Source organism: Rhizobium sp. BK399, from assembly GCF_014194695.1.
GTDB lineage: Bacteria > Pseudomonadota > Alphaproteobacteria > Rhizobiales > Rhizobiaceae > Rhizobium.
The window spans coordinates 1-14,334 of the sequence record NZ_JACIAH010000034.1 but is presented as its reverse complement, the minus strand read 5'-3'; the positions used below and the strand labels follow the sequence as shown (position 1 = coordinate 14,334).

13 protein-coding genes and 3 pseudogenes are annotated in these 14,334 nt (G+C 56.1%); 11 read left to right on the top strand and 5 right to left on the bottom strand.

Features of this window, described 5'->3' with window-relative positions:
- Positions 1-524, top strand: a 524-nt coding sequence (locus FHT97_RS30250; protein WP_183865148.1) for a HEPN domain-containing protein, incomplete at its 5' end; no start/stop codon positions are given.
- Positions 525-1,083: 559 nt separating this feature from the next.
- On the top strand, positions 1,084-1,230 hold the full coding sequence (locus tag FHT97_RS30245) for a hypothetical protein (RefSeq protein WP_183759297.1): 147 nt from the start codon (positions 1,084-1,086) through the stop codon (positions 1,228-1,230).
- A 401-nt stretch (positions 1,231-1,631) separates the two neighbouring features.
- On the opposite strand, the gene FHT97_RS30240 is transcribed toward FHT97_RS30245, so the two are convergent.
- Positions 1,632-1,853 carry a hypothetical protein gene (locus FHT97_RS30240; RefSeq protein WP_183759298.1) on the bottom strand — a complete coding sequence of 74 codons (222 nt, stop codon included), beginning with the start codon at positions 1,851-1,853 and terminating at the stop codon, positions 1,632-1,634.
- Positions 1,854-2,045: 192 nt separating this feature from the next.
- Here FHT97_RS30240 and htpG point away from each other — a divergent pair, with 192 nt between their 5' ends.
- Positions 2,046-3,935: a molecular chaperone HtpG gene (htpG, locus tag FHT97_RS30235; RefSeq protein WP_183759299.1), complete on the top strand. Its 1,890-nt coding sequence runs from the start codon at positions 2,046-2,048 to the stop codon at positions 3,933-3,935.
- 401 nt (positions 3,936-4,336) lie between these two features.
- Here the strand turns inward: htpG and FHT97_RS30230 are convergent, their stop codons facing one another.
- A complete protein-coding gene (locus FHT97_RS30230) occupies positions 4,337-5,788 on the bottom strand; it encodes a deoxyribodipyrimidine photo-lyase (RefSeq protein ID WP_183759300.1) in 1,452 nt (483 codons plus the stop codon).
- Positions 5,789-7,163: 1,375 nt separating this feature from the next.
- On the bottom strand, positions 7,164-7,763 hold the full coding sequence (locus FHT97_RS30225) for a TetR/AcrR family transcriptional regulator (protein ID WP_183757158.1): 600 nt from the start codon (positions 7,761-7,763) through the stop codon (positions 7,164-7,166).
- 115 nt (positions 7,764-7,878) lie between these two features.
- On the opposite strand from FHT97_RS30225, the pseudogene FHT97_RS30220 reads away from it, so the two are divergent.
- The 5 genes and pseudogenes from FHT97_RS30220 to FHT97_RS30205 all read left to right on the top strand — a co-directional run bounded on the left by FHT97_RS30220 (position 7,879) and on the right by FHT97_RS30205 (position 10,801).
- Positions 7,879-8,441 (top strand): annotated as a pseudogene (locus FHT97_RS30220) (DUF308 domain-containing protein).
- A gap of 819 nt (positions 8,442-9,260) precedes the next feature.
- Positions 9,261-9,470, top strand: a complete 210-nt coding sequence (locus FHT97_RS30215; protein WP_183757156.1) for a cold-shock protein — start codon at positions 9,261-9,263, stop codon at positions 9,468-9,470.
- A 303-nt stretch (positions 9,471-9,773) separates the two neighbouring features.
- Positions 9,774-9,965, top strand: a complete 192-nt coding sequence (locus FHT97_RS30210) for a hypothetical protein (RefSeq protein ID WP_183757154.1) — start codon at positions 9,774-9,776, stop codon at positions 9,963-9,965.
- 215 nt (positions 9,966-10,180) lie between these two features.
- A pseudogene (locus FHT97_RS31345) lies at positions 10,181-10,472 on the top strand (hypothetical protein).
- A gap of 35 nt (positions 10,473-10,507) precedes the next feature.
- Positions 10,508-10,801 (top strand): YkgJ family cysteine cluster protein, encoded by a 294-nt coding sequence (locus FHT97_RS30205; protein WP_183865146.1) that lies wholly within the window; start codon positions 10,508-10,510, stop codon positions 10,799-10,801.
- Between the two features lie 287 nt (positions 10,802-11,088).
- Here the strand turns inward: FHT97_RS30205 and FHT97_RS30200 are convergent, their stop codons facing one another.
- A complete protein-coding gene (locus tag FHT97_RS30200; protein ID WP_183757153.1) occupies positions 11,089-11,352 on the bottom strand; it encodes a DUF982 domain-containing protein in 264 nt (87 codons plus the stop codon).
- Positions 11,353-12,040: 688 nt separating this feature from the next.
- Here FHT97_RS30200 and FHT97_RS30195 point away from each other — a divergent pair.
- The 3 genes and pseudogenes from FHT97_RS30195 to FHT97_RS31695 all read left to right on the top strand — a co-directional run bounded on the left by FHT97_RS30195 (position 12,041) and on the right by FHT97_RS31695 (position 12,912).
- Positions 12,041-12,283: a DUF982 domain-containing protein gene (locus FHT97_RS30195; RefSeq protein ID WP_183757152.1), complete on the top strand. Its 243-nt coding sequence runs from the start codon at positions 12,041-12,043 to the stop codon at positions 12,281-12,283.
- A gap of 84 nt (positions 12,284-12,367) precedes the next feature.
- The gene (locus FHT97_RS30190) at positions 12,368-12,610 is read left to right on the top strand and encodes a hypothetical protein (RefSeq protein WP_183865144.1); all 243 of its coding nucleotides are present in this window, start codon (positions 12,368-12,370) and stop codon (positions 12,608-12,610) included.
- A gap of 139 nt (positions 12,611-12,749) precedes the next feature.
- Positions 12,750-12,912, top strand: a pseudogene (locus tag FHT97_RS31695) (DUF1127 domain-containing protein).
- Between the two features lie 67 nt (positions 12,913-12,979).
- Here FHT97_RS31695 and FHT97_RS30180 read toward each other — a convergent pair.
- Positions 12,980-14,035 (bottom strand): hypothetical protein, encoded by a 1,056-nt coding sequence (locus tag FHT97_RS30180; protein WP_183757151.1) that lies wholly within the window; start codon positions 14,033-14,035, stop codon positions 12,980-12,982.
- Between the last annotated feature and the right edge of the window lie 299 nt (positions 14,036-14,334).

Sequence of the window (14,334 nt, the reverse complement as noted above, 5' to 3'; positions counted from 1 at the left end):
GCCGACCCTTCTTCGTCGATATCGCCAGGGACGGCATCGTCCTCTACGAAGTGCCCGGCCATCCGCTAGCAAAACCGAAGCCATTGACGCCGGAAATCATAGAGCAGGAATCTCGAGAGCATTTTGAACGCTGGTTCCCGAACGCGTCCTACTGCATTACTCGGGCTTTGAATGCGATTTCAGACGGCATGCCTAATCACGCGGCCTTCGACCTGCACCAAGCCGTCGAGCGATTTTACCACTGCGCTCTGTTGACCCTCACCCTCTACAGCCCGAAGTCGCATCGCATCAAGGTGCTGCGCTCTCGCGCCGAAGGACTTGACCCGCGCCTGATTGCGGCATGGCCTCGTGACACCCGGTTTTCGCGGCGGTGCTTCGAGCTGCTGTCTCGCGCCTATGTCGAAGCCAGGTATTCCTCCCAATACGAGATCACCCAAGAGGAACTTGCCTGGTTGACGGAACAGGTCAGGAGCCTGCAGGAAGTTGTCAAAACGGTCTGCCTCGAACGGTTGTCCGGGGAGTAAGAAGCATGAGCACTTCGCTACGCCTGGTCGGGCTCGCTGGTGGCCTTGAGGTGAGGCCGGTAGATATGCTGCCGAAGCGCCCGGCGTGAAATCCCGTCGCCATGGGTTCGCCCAATAATCAGAAGTACTCATTCGCGGGGTCGAGCGCACTCGGGCATATTCAACAATGTTGGCTACGTCGTCGTGCAGGATGACGATCCTTACCCGAAAGTGCCAACCGTGTGAGGCATCTAATTGCTTTTGAGAATGTTGCTGATGGAACCGCAAGCTTCTCAGTTCGAGCCGCTTCATTGTTCTGCCGCTCGGGTGGGGTCAAGGCGCCGGCTTATACCAATATTCCCCTCGAAGATTTCGCCAACATAAATGACTGCAGTCCGCGGCCACCACGCCGATCGGGTTCTTGCCCGGACTTCAAAACTGGCGTCTCTGCCGAGCAGAGACTCGGCGAAGGTGACACGGAACAAAGAAGGAACAGTCTGTTGTGCAGACTCGTGCAATCAGGTAGTACTCCTTCTGGAAATGTACTGAATTGAACCAGCAGAATCAGGAAAAGCTATGAATGAAGATTGACGTTAAACTCATCCGTGATCAGCGCCAGCTCGCGGAAATGAAGCTTGCCTTGTTGGCGGAAGATCATCCGCTGCGGGAAAAATATATCTCCTGGATCAGCGAATTGGATCAAAAGCTTCGTGACGCGGCGAATTAGCGTTCAGAGAGAAGATTCAGAAGATCTGGGTCCGACAGAAATACCGCATCGGCTCACCCACTAGGAAAACCGCACTTAGAAACCCCGCTTCCGGGACCGGCTTTTGCGGAACTTCGAAGGACTGTGACCCAACACGTTCTCTAATCGCGGTTGTCAAGCTAGCTCTGTTTATATTGCTGGTCAGGCTCAGTAACGGGCGCAGATGCGGCAGCCCACATTGTGCAGGGGGCCGTAGTCGCAAATGCCGAGGGGGAAGTCCCATGTGAGTTCAGTTCACGCGTTGAAAGTCGTTCTGTCATCGCGCAAGTTGAACAGATCGAGGATCAGACGCACGCGGCAGCGTCGACGACCAACGCGAGGGATGTCCCCACATCGCCATGACGCATCCCGACAGTGCGGTATTATTCAGCCGCCTGACGCAGCGTCCATCCTGGTCCGTCGACCGGTCCGATGATTTCAAAGTCAGATGGCATGTAATGCTGGTCCGAACCAATGGCGGCCAGCGTCCAGAAGTCCCGATCCTCGCCGAACATGGTCGAGACTTGCACGATCGTGATCTCATGGATGTCGGCCATGGGTCTGGCCCAATAAAAGCTTCCCGGCACCAAACGCGCTACCAACATTGAACTCACTCCCGGTACAAGCGAGGATAGTCGCAAGACTCCAGGAATAAGAAAGATCCGAGGAAGCGCTTTGCACAACTGCGTTAATGGAAGTGCGCTCCGCCAGGCTCGGGATCGAAAACCATCTTGAATTTTTGAATGGATTTGGGCACTTCATGGCTCCATTTCCTAATCCGACAGGAGACATACGGCATGACCATTGCGGCAGACAAGCCAGCCGAAAATCACGTGTTTGAAGCGGACGTTGCGCGGCTTCTGCATATGATGGTCCACTCGGTCTACTCGGATCGGGACGTCTTTCTTCGTGAGCTGATTTCGAACGCAGCCGATGCCTGCGAGAAGCTCCGATATGAGGCGATAGAGACGCCATCGCTGCTGGCAAGCGCACCTGATGCCCGCATCACGATCACGCTTGACGAGGAAAATGGGCAGCTAAGGGTCGAGGACAATGGCATTGGCATGAGCCACGACGAAATGATAGAGGCTCTCGGCACCATCGCGCGCTCAGGCACGCGGGCTTTCATGGAGCGCATTGAAGCGCGCAAGGCAGGAGAGGGCAGCCAGCTGATCGGGCAGTTCGGTGTCGGTTTCTACTCCTGCTTCATGGTATCCGACCGGGTCGACGTGATTTCCCGGCGTGCTGGCGCCAAGGAGGCCTGGCTTTGGAGTTCCGATGGCAAGGGCAGCTTCACCGTGAAAGGCTTGGATCCTGCCGACGCGCCAGCGCGTGGAACACGCATCACGCTGCATCTGATGGAAGATGCCCGGACATATACCTCCCGATGGACCGTGGAGAAGATCGTCAAGGAGCAATCAGGCCACGTTCCTGTCGCAATCGACCTGATCGACAAACCGGGTGGCGAGCCTACGCAGCTAACCGACGGCACCGCGCTCTGGACCAAGGCAAAATCGGACATATCCAAGGACGACTATACGGACTTCTACCGCGGAATTTCCGGTCAATACGACGAGCCCGCCGTAACGGTGCATTACAGAGCAGAAGGGCGTCATGAATATACGACGCTTGCCTACGTGCCCGGCTCCCAGCCGTTCGACATGTTCGACCCTGATCGAAAGGGTCGCATGAAGCTTTACGTGAAGCGCGTGTTCATTACCGATGAAGCCGAAGTGCTGCCGCGCTACCTTCGCTTTGTCCGCGGCCTTGTCGATACCTCCGACCTGCCTTTGAACGTGTCGAGAGAGATGATCCAGGAAAGCCCGATCCTGACGGTTATCCGCAAGGGCGTCACCAACCGAGTTATCAGTGCCATCGAGAAGTTCGCCCAGGATGATGCCGACGGCTTCAGGACGTTCTGGGACAATTTCGGCGCCGTTCTCAAAGAAGGGATCTACGAGGATGCCGAGCGTCGCGCTCAACTGCTTGCTATTTCACGGTTCCGAACGACGGCATCGGGCGAGGCGCACCGCTCCCTCGCAGATTATGTGAAGGACGCAAGGGAAAATCAGAACGCGATCTTTTATCTCGCCGGCGGCTCGCACGATCAGCTCAAGGCTTCACCTCACCTCGAGGGGTTTCGCGCGCGAGGCATCGAGGTCTTGCTGCTCGAGGACTCCATCGATAGCTTTTGGGTCATGAATGCTCCCGACTTTGAAGGCAAGACGTTCAAGTCCATTACCCAGGGATCGACCGATCTGTCGCAGTTTGCAAAGGTTGACGGCCTGGACAATCCGGCGGCTGACGCTCCTGCCGAAACGACGGCATTCATCGAGTTCGCAAAAGAACAGCTCCGGGATCATGTCGCGGACGTTCGCGTGTCGGGCCGCCTCACCGAAAGCGCGGTTTGCCTCGTGGCAACGGAAGGAGGCTACGATCTCCAGATGGAGAAAATCCTGCAGGGAGCGGGTCGCATCCAGGCTGGAGCCAAACCAGTCCTTGAAATCAATCCTGTTCATCCAATGATCAGGGCCATTGCCGCAATCGACGGCGACGCGGCCTTCCGTGAGGATGCGGTCGCGCTTCTGCTGGACGAGGCCCGTATTCTTGACGGCAGCAAACCACTTGACCCCCGGGCTTTCGCAGAGCGCTTTGCAAGGATTTTCGAAAGGGCGGCGCGATCATAAATACGCGTGGCCTCAAGCCGTTTTGATGGCCCAACCGAGATGTCCGGTCCGCATGAGATAGAGCAGACCGGACGTTTCGAGCCTGACGTCACGTGGATCGGACCCCGTGATGCCACGCTTCAATACGCTAATCGAAATGCGTTCCGAATGGTTTGGTTGCTTCGACCACACATCGAGTGGATGGCACCGACGACAGCAACGCATCCAGAGGGCGACCGGCGCCAACCTACGCAGCGATCGGGAACGTCGGCCGATGCCTGCAATCGGAATAACGATGGCCTAACGGGCCGCTATCGCAATCGGCCCGAGACATGGAGGCGGACCAGCGCGTTATCCGCGGCTATCGCATGGCTGGTTTACAGTGATGCACGTTTAGACGCTGCACGGGCTGCGGCGTGCGATCAAAACGCGCCCTTTGTCGCATTGTACGCCTCGAGTGCTCTATCCCTGGCAAACGCGTGGTTAACCACGGGCATGGGATAGGTCGTGCCGAGCGTGATGCCTGTCTTCGCCAGAACATCGACCGGTGCCTCGAATGGCCGATGGATGTACCTGTTGTCAAGATTGGCCAGTTCGGGGACGAATTCGCGTACGTAAGCACCGTCCGGGTCGAACTTCTCACCCTGAAGGGTCGGATTGAAGATGCGGAAGAACGGAGAGGCGTCCGCACCCGATCCGGCGACCCATTGCCAGCTTGCAGCGTTGTTGGCGGGATCAGCGTCGATCAACGTGTCCCGAAACCAGGACTCGCCGAGGCGCCAGTCGACCATCAGGTCTTTGATCAAGAAGGACGCCGCGATCATGCGAACCCGATTATGCATGTAACCATGGCGCCAGAGCTGACGCATCCCTGCATCCACGATCGGATAACCAGTCAGTCCCTTTGTCCATATCTCGAAATGCTCCCGGTGATTTTCCCAGGGAAAGGTATCCATCCGGTCGTTCCAGTTCGTATTGGGAAGCCCTGGGAAGTGATAGAGCAGGTGGTAGGAAAACTCGCGCCAGGCAAGTTCCTTGCGGAAGTGAACGAGATCCTCGACTGGCACGCGTTTGCTCAACCCCCGCGTCTCGTGCCAGACGCGGGCCGGGGAAATAATTCCGAGCGCGAGGTAGGGAGAGAGCTGGGACGTCGCCTGCCGCGACGGAAGCTCGCGATTGAGCCGATAACCTTGAAGGTCTTCCTCGACAAAATCGCTCAGCCGTCGATGTGCCGCCGCTTCACCGGGTATCCAGATGTCGCTAAACTCCTTCGCCCAGTTCGGCCTTGTGGGCAGTAATGTCCAGTCGGCCAACAGTTCGGACGCCCGAGGCAGGTTCGCAAATCTGATCTTCGTCGGCGGATCCAGTGGCTCGCCCGGCTCGCACAACTTTTCCAACGCACGCCAGAAGGGTGTATAGGTGCGATAGGGCGTTCCTGCGCCGGTCATCAGTTTGGATGGGTCGTGGAGGAGCTGACCGGGAAAACTCCTGGCCTCTATGCCCCGCTCTGCAAGCGTCCGTTTGATCTGCGTGTCGATTGCAATGCCGGCCGGGTCATAGCGCCGATTCCACAGTACCGTCTCTGCTCCGCTGTAAGCAACAAGGTCGCTGAGTTCATCCAGCGCATGGCCGGAGACCAAATGCAGCGAACCGCCAAGCTTGCACAGCGCGCCCTGCATGCTTTCAAGGGAGTGGTGGAGCCACCAGTCCTGCGCTGCGCCAAGGGGGGCCGTACCGTCCGAACGGGGTTCCCGTATATAGACGGGGATAACAGGGCGCCCCGACGTGCAAGCCGCGTGCAAGGCTCGGTTGTCATCTAGCCGCAAGTCTTTCCGAAACCAGAGAATAACCGGCTTTGCATTTTCGGTCGCCAATGAGCCCGTCCTGTTTCAACGTTCCTGTATCTGTTACGGAACGACACCGGGCTTGGATCAGAAACTGATCACCAGCGTCAAGGCGAATTCTAAGTGCTCGCAACGACCTTGCCTAGCTAGTGACGCTGCCTCCTATACAATCAGGCACGACGGCAGGGGGTCGCCAAGAAGGAAAGGGGCCGGTTTCCATGTTCGACATGCGCTCCGGCCTTTCTGGCAATACACTTAGGGGATCGATGCGCGCCCAAAGCCTTACGCAGCGCTTCCGGTAGATCCATCCAGACCGATGACCGCCGCCTCCGGTTCGCCTTGAAGGTGCCGATGAGGTTCACATGGGGAACCGGCCTCAGCAAATTGCTCTCGATGGCAGGGGTGCTCGCGAACCCGGCTAGACTGGCTGTGACAAGTTCTGCCGGGGATTGAGGCCTCGAGCGGTGCCGTAGCCGACGTCTGACCGGAACCCTTCATTTCAAGCATGGCTTCGCAGGACGCATCGACAAGCACAGTCAACTGTTCTGGACAGTGGACTCCCTGCCGGTAGACCTCGATGACAATAGCCGCAAGATGGAGTCGATCGGCTTGATCTTCGATGGAATGCTTTTGCGCGACGTGGTTCAGGACTTCATCACAGATCGACAAATCTTCCGATGTGAGTGCTTCGTCACGTTGTCGCATCTCTGGCTCCATCGTCGTTCGAAGTTCGCGCCTGGTGTATTTCAAGGCGGGCACCCCGAGTACTCCGGTGTCCGACGGGCTGGGGACGTGCAAGACTATGCAGAGTCGGATCAACATGAACAGTCGGACAAAGGTCCTGACGGTGACCAAACCGAAGTCTGACCGCTGCCGGACTTAGGTCCGATGTTCAAGCGCAACACCAATGACGTATTACACCTGAGGCGGGAGACATCCTTACCAAGGGACAATACATTTAACTGCAATGGGAAGAAGATATGAAAAAGCTCGTTATCGCGGCGCTGGCACTGGCGACCACGTTGTCAGCGTCGCCGGCATTCTCTCAGATCTACTTTGAGTACGGCGCGGGGCCTCGCTACCACGATGATCCACCAGCCGCGCGGGACTATCGGTACTCGCCTCGCTATGTGTACGATGACGACTATGACGGCCCGGAAAGCCGCTATGCCCAACGCTGCTGGACCAGGAAATACTACGGATACCGCCATGGGCACCGGGTGGTACTATACAGGAACGTTTGCGACTAGAGGCGCGCTCGAGGCAAACAGCATCTGTTTGCGTCTTGATCGTCCGATGGCTTGCGCAGCGTCACCCGTTGGCACGCGACGTTGCTTCGCGTTCTATCGCTTTCCGCAGCTGCGGGGATCGGAAACAATAAAACTCAGCTGCCGATGGGTTGGTTTCAAGGATTACGCTCATTACCAACCGCCTTCAACCTTTCCAGAAGGGGCTTCGTGATGATGCCGAACAGCTTGGGATCATTCAGTGCCCGCGCTGACAACATCGCGCCATGGACGGCCGCCATGAACAGTTGCGCTTCCTGACCAGGTGTATTGGCGATGCGGAATACCCCTTGATCGGCCCCTGATTTCAAAACGCCCGCCAACCACTCAGCCAACCGCTGGAAATGTGCACGCACCCGCGAAGCGATGTCATCTGGCAAAAGAGCGATCTCACTGGCGAGCATGGCACAGACGCAGATCGGAGCCGACGCGTCCTTGATGCATTTCTGCCAAAAACTGAGATAAGCCTCAAGCCGATCCAGCGGGCTCGGAATGCTCTTGTCCAAGCCATTGAGGCCATCAGATGCTTGCCTACGGTACTGATCGACGAGAACTGCGACCAGCTCGTTCTTTGTCGGGAAATGATGATGAATACTAGCCTTGCGGATGCCAATGACGCCTGAGATGTCGGCGTAGCTGAAACCGTTGTAACCGCCCTTCACGATGAAGGACTGTGCGATGTCCAAGATCTTTCCAGCGGTCGAAGTTGTTGTCTCCATAGTCATCCCTACCTATCGGTAGGCAGGTTGTCAAGCATGAAATACGATCATCAAAGGTTTGACATAAGGAATGAATCATCCTACTAGAAGGTAGGCCTCGGCATTGGAGCAAAGCATGAAAAGCCAGAAAACCCGGCAATCCCATTGGTTGCGATCGTACTACTACGTGCGTGCGTCCTTCTCGATCTTGTGGGTTTCTCTCGCAATCATCACTGCCGACAACCAAATCTGGGCATTGGTCTGCTCGTAATCTATCCAGCATGGGACGCCGTCGCGAACTTGGTCGATGCTAGCTCAAATGGCGGATTCAAGGCGAATGGCTCGCAGACCCTCAACATTCTCGTCAGCACGGCAACGACGGTAGCGGTAGTCGTGGCAGCGTCAGAAAGCGCATTCGCAATATTGGCCGTATTTGGCGTCTGGGCGATCTTTTCTGGTTTCCTTCAGCTTATGACAGGTGTCCGGCGGTGGCAGTATCATGGTGCCCAATGGGCGATGATCCTGAGCGGGGGCCAGTCGTGCCTGGCTGGCGGGTTCATGATCACGCAGTCGTTAGGTGCTACGCCGCCATCGATTCTTGACGTCGCGCCCTATGCGGGACTTGGTGCGTTCTATTTTGCGGTTTCGGCGATCTGGTTGACCGTTTCTAGCCGTGGGACGGCAACTTCCGCGATTTGACTGCGGAGCTCGATCGAAAGCAATCGCGTTGACAGGATGACGATCGCGCTCTCTCACTGGCAATGCTTGCGGTCGGCAGTGCAACTGCGATGGTTTGGATGACTGGGCTTTCGCTCGCGCCTAGACGACCGATACCTTTATGTCGACGCCGGTGGTGCCGCGTATCGATTCCCACTCCAGGATATCGTTGAGCTGTTTCCGGTTGGTAACAGCATTAAATCAACGTCCAATTCGCCAGTGAGAAGTGCGGTCCTGAATCAGAATTACAATTCAAGCAGCGGGGCGGCGCCCGCCAAGCCCCCTCCACTTGTTAGAGGGATCAATATGGAAATCGAGGCTAGCCGCTTTCAGGCGAGCTGAGAAAGCGGGAATGCCCGTTGAGAGGTCCATGGACTTCCAAGCATGGCTTGAGAAATGGGTGCAGGGTGAAATCGACATGAAAACGCTGCGCAGTCGCTACATAGCGATGCTGGGCAGACGCGAGGAAGAGCGAAAAGCTGCGTTGCTGAAAGCGCCACGGTCATCTCCCGCGTAGTCAGCTGCCGCCAAGCTATACAGCGGGGCGTGGCTTCAAAAGCTACGCTCTTTCCTTTGAAGCCGCCGAAGGCTGTCGAATATCGCGGGGAAATTAGGCGGGGCCTCTCGTCTTGAATATAACTTTCTTGCTCATTATATACAAAGCATCGACTTTTGCTTTTTGAGCTTTGCTTTGCGTTACACGACGCAGCTGGCGAACCTTTTCTTACAGACATCGATCATCGACTGCCGATGGCTCTCGTCGGGCAGCGACCAATCGTGCGATTGAAAAGGATAATCGTCATGAACACAGGTATCGTTAAGTTTTTCAACACCACTAAAGGCTTCGGCTTTATCCAGCCTACGGACGGCAGCAAGGACATCTTTGTTCACATAACCGCCGTCGAGCGCTCAGGGATGAGTTTCCTCTCCGAAGGGCAGAAGATCAGCTTCGACGTCGTCGAGGATAGCCGCTCGGGCAAGAGCGCCGCTGAAAACCTGCAAGCTGCCTAAGTTACCCATCGGCCTTTTATCAGGGATGTACATCGACCGAACCTTCAAGGTCGGGTCTCCCTTCCTTTCCTCGTTTTCAGAGATAGTGATCGAATGAAAAAGACAAATGCCGACCAACAAATCCAGCGGGCTCTCCGCCAGGTAAGGAACACCAGTGGTGGCGGTCACCTTGGCGGAACGAATTTCGGCCAAGCGTACGATGCGAAGACATCATCTGCCAGAGGCAAGTCCGACGCTGGGCGTAGAAATTCCCGCAAAACTTGATCGCTTGCTTGAGGATGCAGATTTAATGGGAGTGAGGTCATGACCATCACGAAAGAAGCGTTTTTCAACCCTGCCAAACTTTCTGACTACGCGAAAGCGACGCAGGTGAATTCCACGGTTCGCAATATTCTCGAAGCCGAAGCTGCTGAAAGAGACAAGAAAACGCAAAAGCTTAGGGCGCTCAGACTGGCGCAGCCTGTCGTAGAGCCGTCCGAAGAAAGGAAGCCCTAGAACGCCCGCCGCCAAATCCCTTCGCCTCCCTGACCACGGATATACTGGCACGGAGACGAGATGGAAGCACAGTGGAGCCGGATTTGTGTCCGGCTCTATTCTGTTGTTTAGGCACGTCAAAACTAAGGACGAAATCCCAAAATTCTGGGAGCCAAGAAAATTAAAGGAGACCGTTTCTGATTGCGAAAGAGAAAGTCAGCGCAAATTCCCAAGCCATTTCGGTGGAGTTGACACCGTCTCAGGCTAAAGCCTTGAAGCTTGCCAAGGATGGCGACTTGCATTCCCAAGATGGCAAGGCCTGGACACATCTTAACGCTGCCATCACTTACGCAAGGTCACACCGGTTTAAAGAGCGTCCAATCAAGGTAAAAGTCGGTCACAACGGCGACGGTGGAGCGGCTTAGGGAACTTGACCTCCTTCACACTCTCCAGCGACCCGATGGCGCGGCGTATTCGCCTCGAGGAATTACCATGGCGGGCAAGCTTTGGCTTCTGAAGCACAAGTGAAGCACGGAAGTCTGTCGCGCGCGACGAGGGCGAGGGTGGCGTTTGACGGCGAAGTCGGTTGCCAAAGCTGCGGTGCGTGCTGCTCATACTCATCCGAGTGGCCCAGGTTCACCACGGAAGCTGATGACGATCTGGTTTTGGTCCCCGGCTACTACGTGGCAGCTGATCAAGGCGGCATGCGCTGCGAAGGCTCGCGATGCTCCGCGTTGGCGGGTGAAGTCGGCATAAGCACGGCATGCCTGGTCTATGAAGTTCGGCCAGATGTCTGTCGAGCTTGTGTTCCTGGTGATGATGCTTGTGAGACCGCGCGGGCTAAATTTGGTTTCTAGCGAGCGGGCCTCAGGTTCTTCCCGCGATTAGCTGTAGATGTGCACCAGGCAATGGGTACTTTGCTGTACGTTAGGATTCACTTGTAAGCTGATTTACTTGGCCCCGCCTCGGAGCCTTTTTTGTTTATGCGCCGCTCTTGCTTGATCGATTGCCTCTATCTGTTCCACCGCCGCCTCCACCCGCGAAACGCGAAATCAACTTCCTTGAACCTCTCGCAGTACAACCAAAGATATCGCTTTTACAAGGCAAGATCTAGATTGAAACGGAACATCTCCCAACCGTAAGTTCAATGAACAACGCGGATTACCGGAATTCCTGCTTCGTCTGCAGCCCGAATGAGTGCCTCACGTGCTTCATGCGCCGTAAGCTTGCCGTGGATTGCGTCCAGACAAATCTTTACCGCTTCCATGTACTCCTCGCCGTCGTCAGATGGCCAGTCACCAATGAGAGCTTCCGCAGCCTCCCTAAGCGAACTCACAAGTCTGTATTTTTCTCGACCACCCACTACAAGCATCAGGGGAGCGAAAATATCGCTTCTGTGCCAATTCATTACAAAAGCCTCCTCGCGGTAAACACATTAGTAACCGTGCAAGAAGCGTTCCACCCTCAAGACATTTGGCGGTCAGTTCGAACGCCTCTGGGCCCGGAGCTCGGGCTTTGAACAGGCCAACGTTGGAATAGCGTTCGAGATGGGGCGTCGGGGAGCCCCGATTCAAAAGAGCGTGGCCAAGGCGTCAGATCGCGCGATATCATACCCGACCTTCACACCGACACACTCAAGGTGAAGAGCATCACTAGCGATGCGGAAAGCAATCGATTGGCAGTCTAGTTGCAGCCGGAAGTGAGCTCTGGACCGGCGTGAGAATTTGCTACCTGGCACACTAATTTGTCCTCGCAGCGCCGCCCGTCCTCGACAACCGGTGCGTGGGCAGGTTCCGGTAGAAGCGGACGATTCACCAACTATCAACAGGATAACCACAGCCCAACCAATTCAAAAGGAATAAAACTCTTACTTTTGGGCCACTTCTCCCTGGACGAGGTTGGGAGAAGGCCTGGAACACATTAGTATCTGCTGATGTTCTTGGGCGCTGGGTAGCACACGAGGAGTGGGCGGTCGGCGCAGGTCTTGTCGGCCGTCCGCGCCCTCGCAGAGGAAGTATCCATGACCGCGGTAGGGGCACGGAACTTTTCCAAGAATTGCACGTTTGCCCGTCGCTTGAGCCAACGGGGAGATCGTCATGTCAATCGCCAAGTGGGAAAAGCCCGTCCAAATCTCGGTGGGCTCGCGAGGTAGCGAATTCGTCACGAGCGCCTTCGACGCCGTTCTCTTTTTGAAAGATAGCTGGGAGGACTGTGAAACGGTGTCCTTCATCGAGGCGCGAAACGCGTGCCGAGGTGCACTCGCCGGTCAAATCGACACCGAGGTAGCGCGTGCAAAGTTTCTGGAAGCAATAGGGGCGGCCAATATGCACGTGCACTAGCCAAGGCTTGACGGGAGGGAACCTTGCCGTCGTAACGCGGTTGCTTGTTGGAGCGAACCCGCTGCGCCCGTAGGTGATTGCCGAGTGATCCGTCCTTGCAGAACTGTCGCGCAAGCCCGTGCTGATCATTTCAAGGCTCAGCTCCACGACAACAGACGCAGGCCACACTACCCCCTGCTCCCTGCCGAGCAGCTTTCAGAAGCCAAAGCCGATATCACCCACCATTCGCTGGAAACAGGGCATGGCTCGGCACCCGACAACTTCGATCTTACGCTCGCACGCTCTTGGCTCGAAGCGAATTTCTACGCTGACGAATTGATCATGTGACTTTGTCGGATTAAACTTGGATGCCTTTTAAAGCTATGCGTTTAGGGCATTACTAGCATCGTTAGTTGGCGCTGCAATGGAATGCAGAGGCCACCGAAGCGAACGAAGCGCCACGGACTGGCAGCCGGTAAATGGGATTATCACGGATGTAGCACGCTCGTTCACTAATTAGCGCAAGTACCATCAGGCGGTCTGAACTCGGCCGCATGACGAACCGCGGCATGACGAACCGCGAACTGCGCTACCTCGGCATCGACCGCGCGGACATCCGCAACGTCGCGAAGGCTGCATCTACCCGCTAAACTGCCTCGTCGGCAGCATTGTTCTAACGCTCGCTTCAAGACGGGTGCTTTTTTTCATCGGCGCGGTCTACCAACGTTCATTCTCGCGGCCATCGCTCTGCAAGCGCGAACGCATCGAAGCGACCGTGCGCTGCGGAGCGTCTAGAATTTTCGACAGATTGGCGGCACGCATCGCAACCGGAGCGCGTTGGAATTTCGTGCGCACGCTCTCGATCGTTTTGGCAACGTTGATGCTTGTTCCGATCGGAAATGCAGGATTGGTGCTGTGCCAAGCATTGGGTACCGTGATATCCGCCGGAATGTCAGGGCGCGAATTCAGGGCGCCAAACCAGTCCCACTCACCCATTACGTCCACGACATCCCTGAAAAGCGAAGGCATCCCGACTTTTGCGCTGATCGTGACGATCCGCGACCGTCCGGAGAGTTGCTCGGCCAGGTCTGGCCGCTCATCGACAATTGCGTAGAGCGCCTCGGAGAGAACAAGATTGCCTTTGGAATGCCCAACAAGAAAACGCGGCGCAAATCGTTTGTCCTCGAGCAACGAGATCACAGTTTCGGTATCCTGGCTTGTTCGTGTCCACAGGTAACCATGCTCAAGCTGTTCTGTGCTGGAAAACATCTTCGTGAATGCATCGATGGGCTCAAATACATGTCGGATGCTGTTGAGCGCACCGAACCAGAAAAAGCCACCGAGTGCTTCGGTCAAAACGTCCGCCAATCCGTATCCTGAAACAACAGCGGCAACGGGTTCGCCAAGCCCGTCGGCAACATTTCGCGCGAACGCGGCGGCTCCGAGCGCAGAACTACCGACGCCAGCGATTGCCAGCGCGTTGGCGCTGTCGGAATGGCGTAGAAAATCCTCAGGCGTCAAAAACACCTTGAGGCGACCCTCTCCCGAAGGAGGCACAAGGATGACGGCTCCTTCCCGAGCCAGCCAAAATGCAACGTCGGGGATTTCTTCAGGCGTCACTGCATTTACATCGTAGAACACTGCGTCGAGAGTGGCGTTCCGTCGCTGTAGCGCGTCAAGCGCCCAAGTGCGGAAGGGGTTGTCGGCAAACTTGGCCGGTGAAGCCAAAGCGCGTTCGATTTGGACGTCTGCAATTACTGGCAAGGTATGCATGTCAACCTCCCAATAGTGTTGCATTGCAGCATAGCTCGGAATCGGCCTTGCGGCAACGAGATCATGGGCCCCAATTGGAGGCGTAAGCTTCGGTTCCCATCACATCAGGTCTTTTGTCAAATGGATCATTTGAGTGGCATTGAATTCCTCCTTAGTGGGCGGATCCATGGTTTGAGCCCATAGCAACTACCGATCCGTTCTCGAACCTATACAACCTCATATGTGGAACGGCCCGCGGTGCAAGGGGCTTCTCAACCGATTTATCCACGCGGACGGTGCGTTCATATGTACGGCCTTTG

Excerpts from the sequence above, each read along its gene's own strand:
- FHT97_RS30210 (WP_183757154.1), top strand. The coding sequence starts at position 9,774 with ATGACCATCACGAAAGAAGCGTTTTTCAACCCTGCCAAACTTTCTGAC.
- FHT97_RS30225 (WP_183757158.1), bottom strand. The coding sequence starts at position 7,763 with ATGGAGACAACAACTTCGACCGCTGGAAAGATCTTGGACATCGCACAG.
- FHT97_RS30215 (WP_183757156.1), top strand. The coding sequence starts at position 9,261 with ATGAACACAGGTATCGTTAAGTTTTTCAACACCACTAAAGGCTTCGGC.
- FHT97_RS30195 (WP_183757152.1), top strand. The coding sequence starts at position 12,041 with ATGTCAATCGCCAAGTGGGAAAAGCCCGTCCAAATCTCGGTGGGCTCG.
- FHT97_RS30200 (WP_183757153.1), bottom strand. The coding sequence starts at position 11,352 with ATGAATTGGCACAGAAGCGATATTTTCGCTCCCCTGATGCTTGTAGTG.
- FHT97_RS30240 (WP_183759298.1), bottom strand. The coding sequence starts at position 1,853 with ATGTTGGTAGCGCGTTTGGTGCCGGGAAGCTTTTATTGGGCCAGACCC.
- FHT97_RS30245 (WP_183759297.1), top strand. The coding sequence starts at position 1,084 with ATGAAGATTGACGTTAAACTCATCCGTGATCAGCGCCAGCTCGCGGAA.
- htpG (WP_183759299.1), top strand. The coding sequence starts at position 2,046 with ATGACCATTGCGGCAGACAAGCCAGCCGAAAATCACGTGTTTGAAGCG.
- FHT97_RS30180 (WP_183757151.1), bottom strand. The coding sequence starts at position 14,035 with ATGCATACCTTGCCAGTAATTGCAGACGTCCAAATCGAACGCGCTTTG.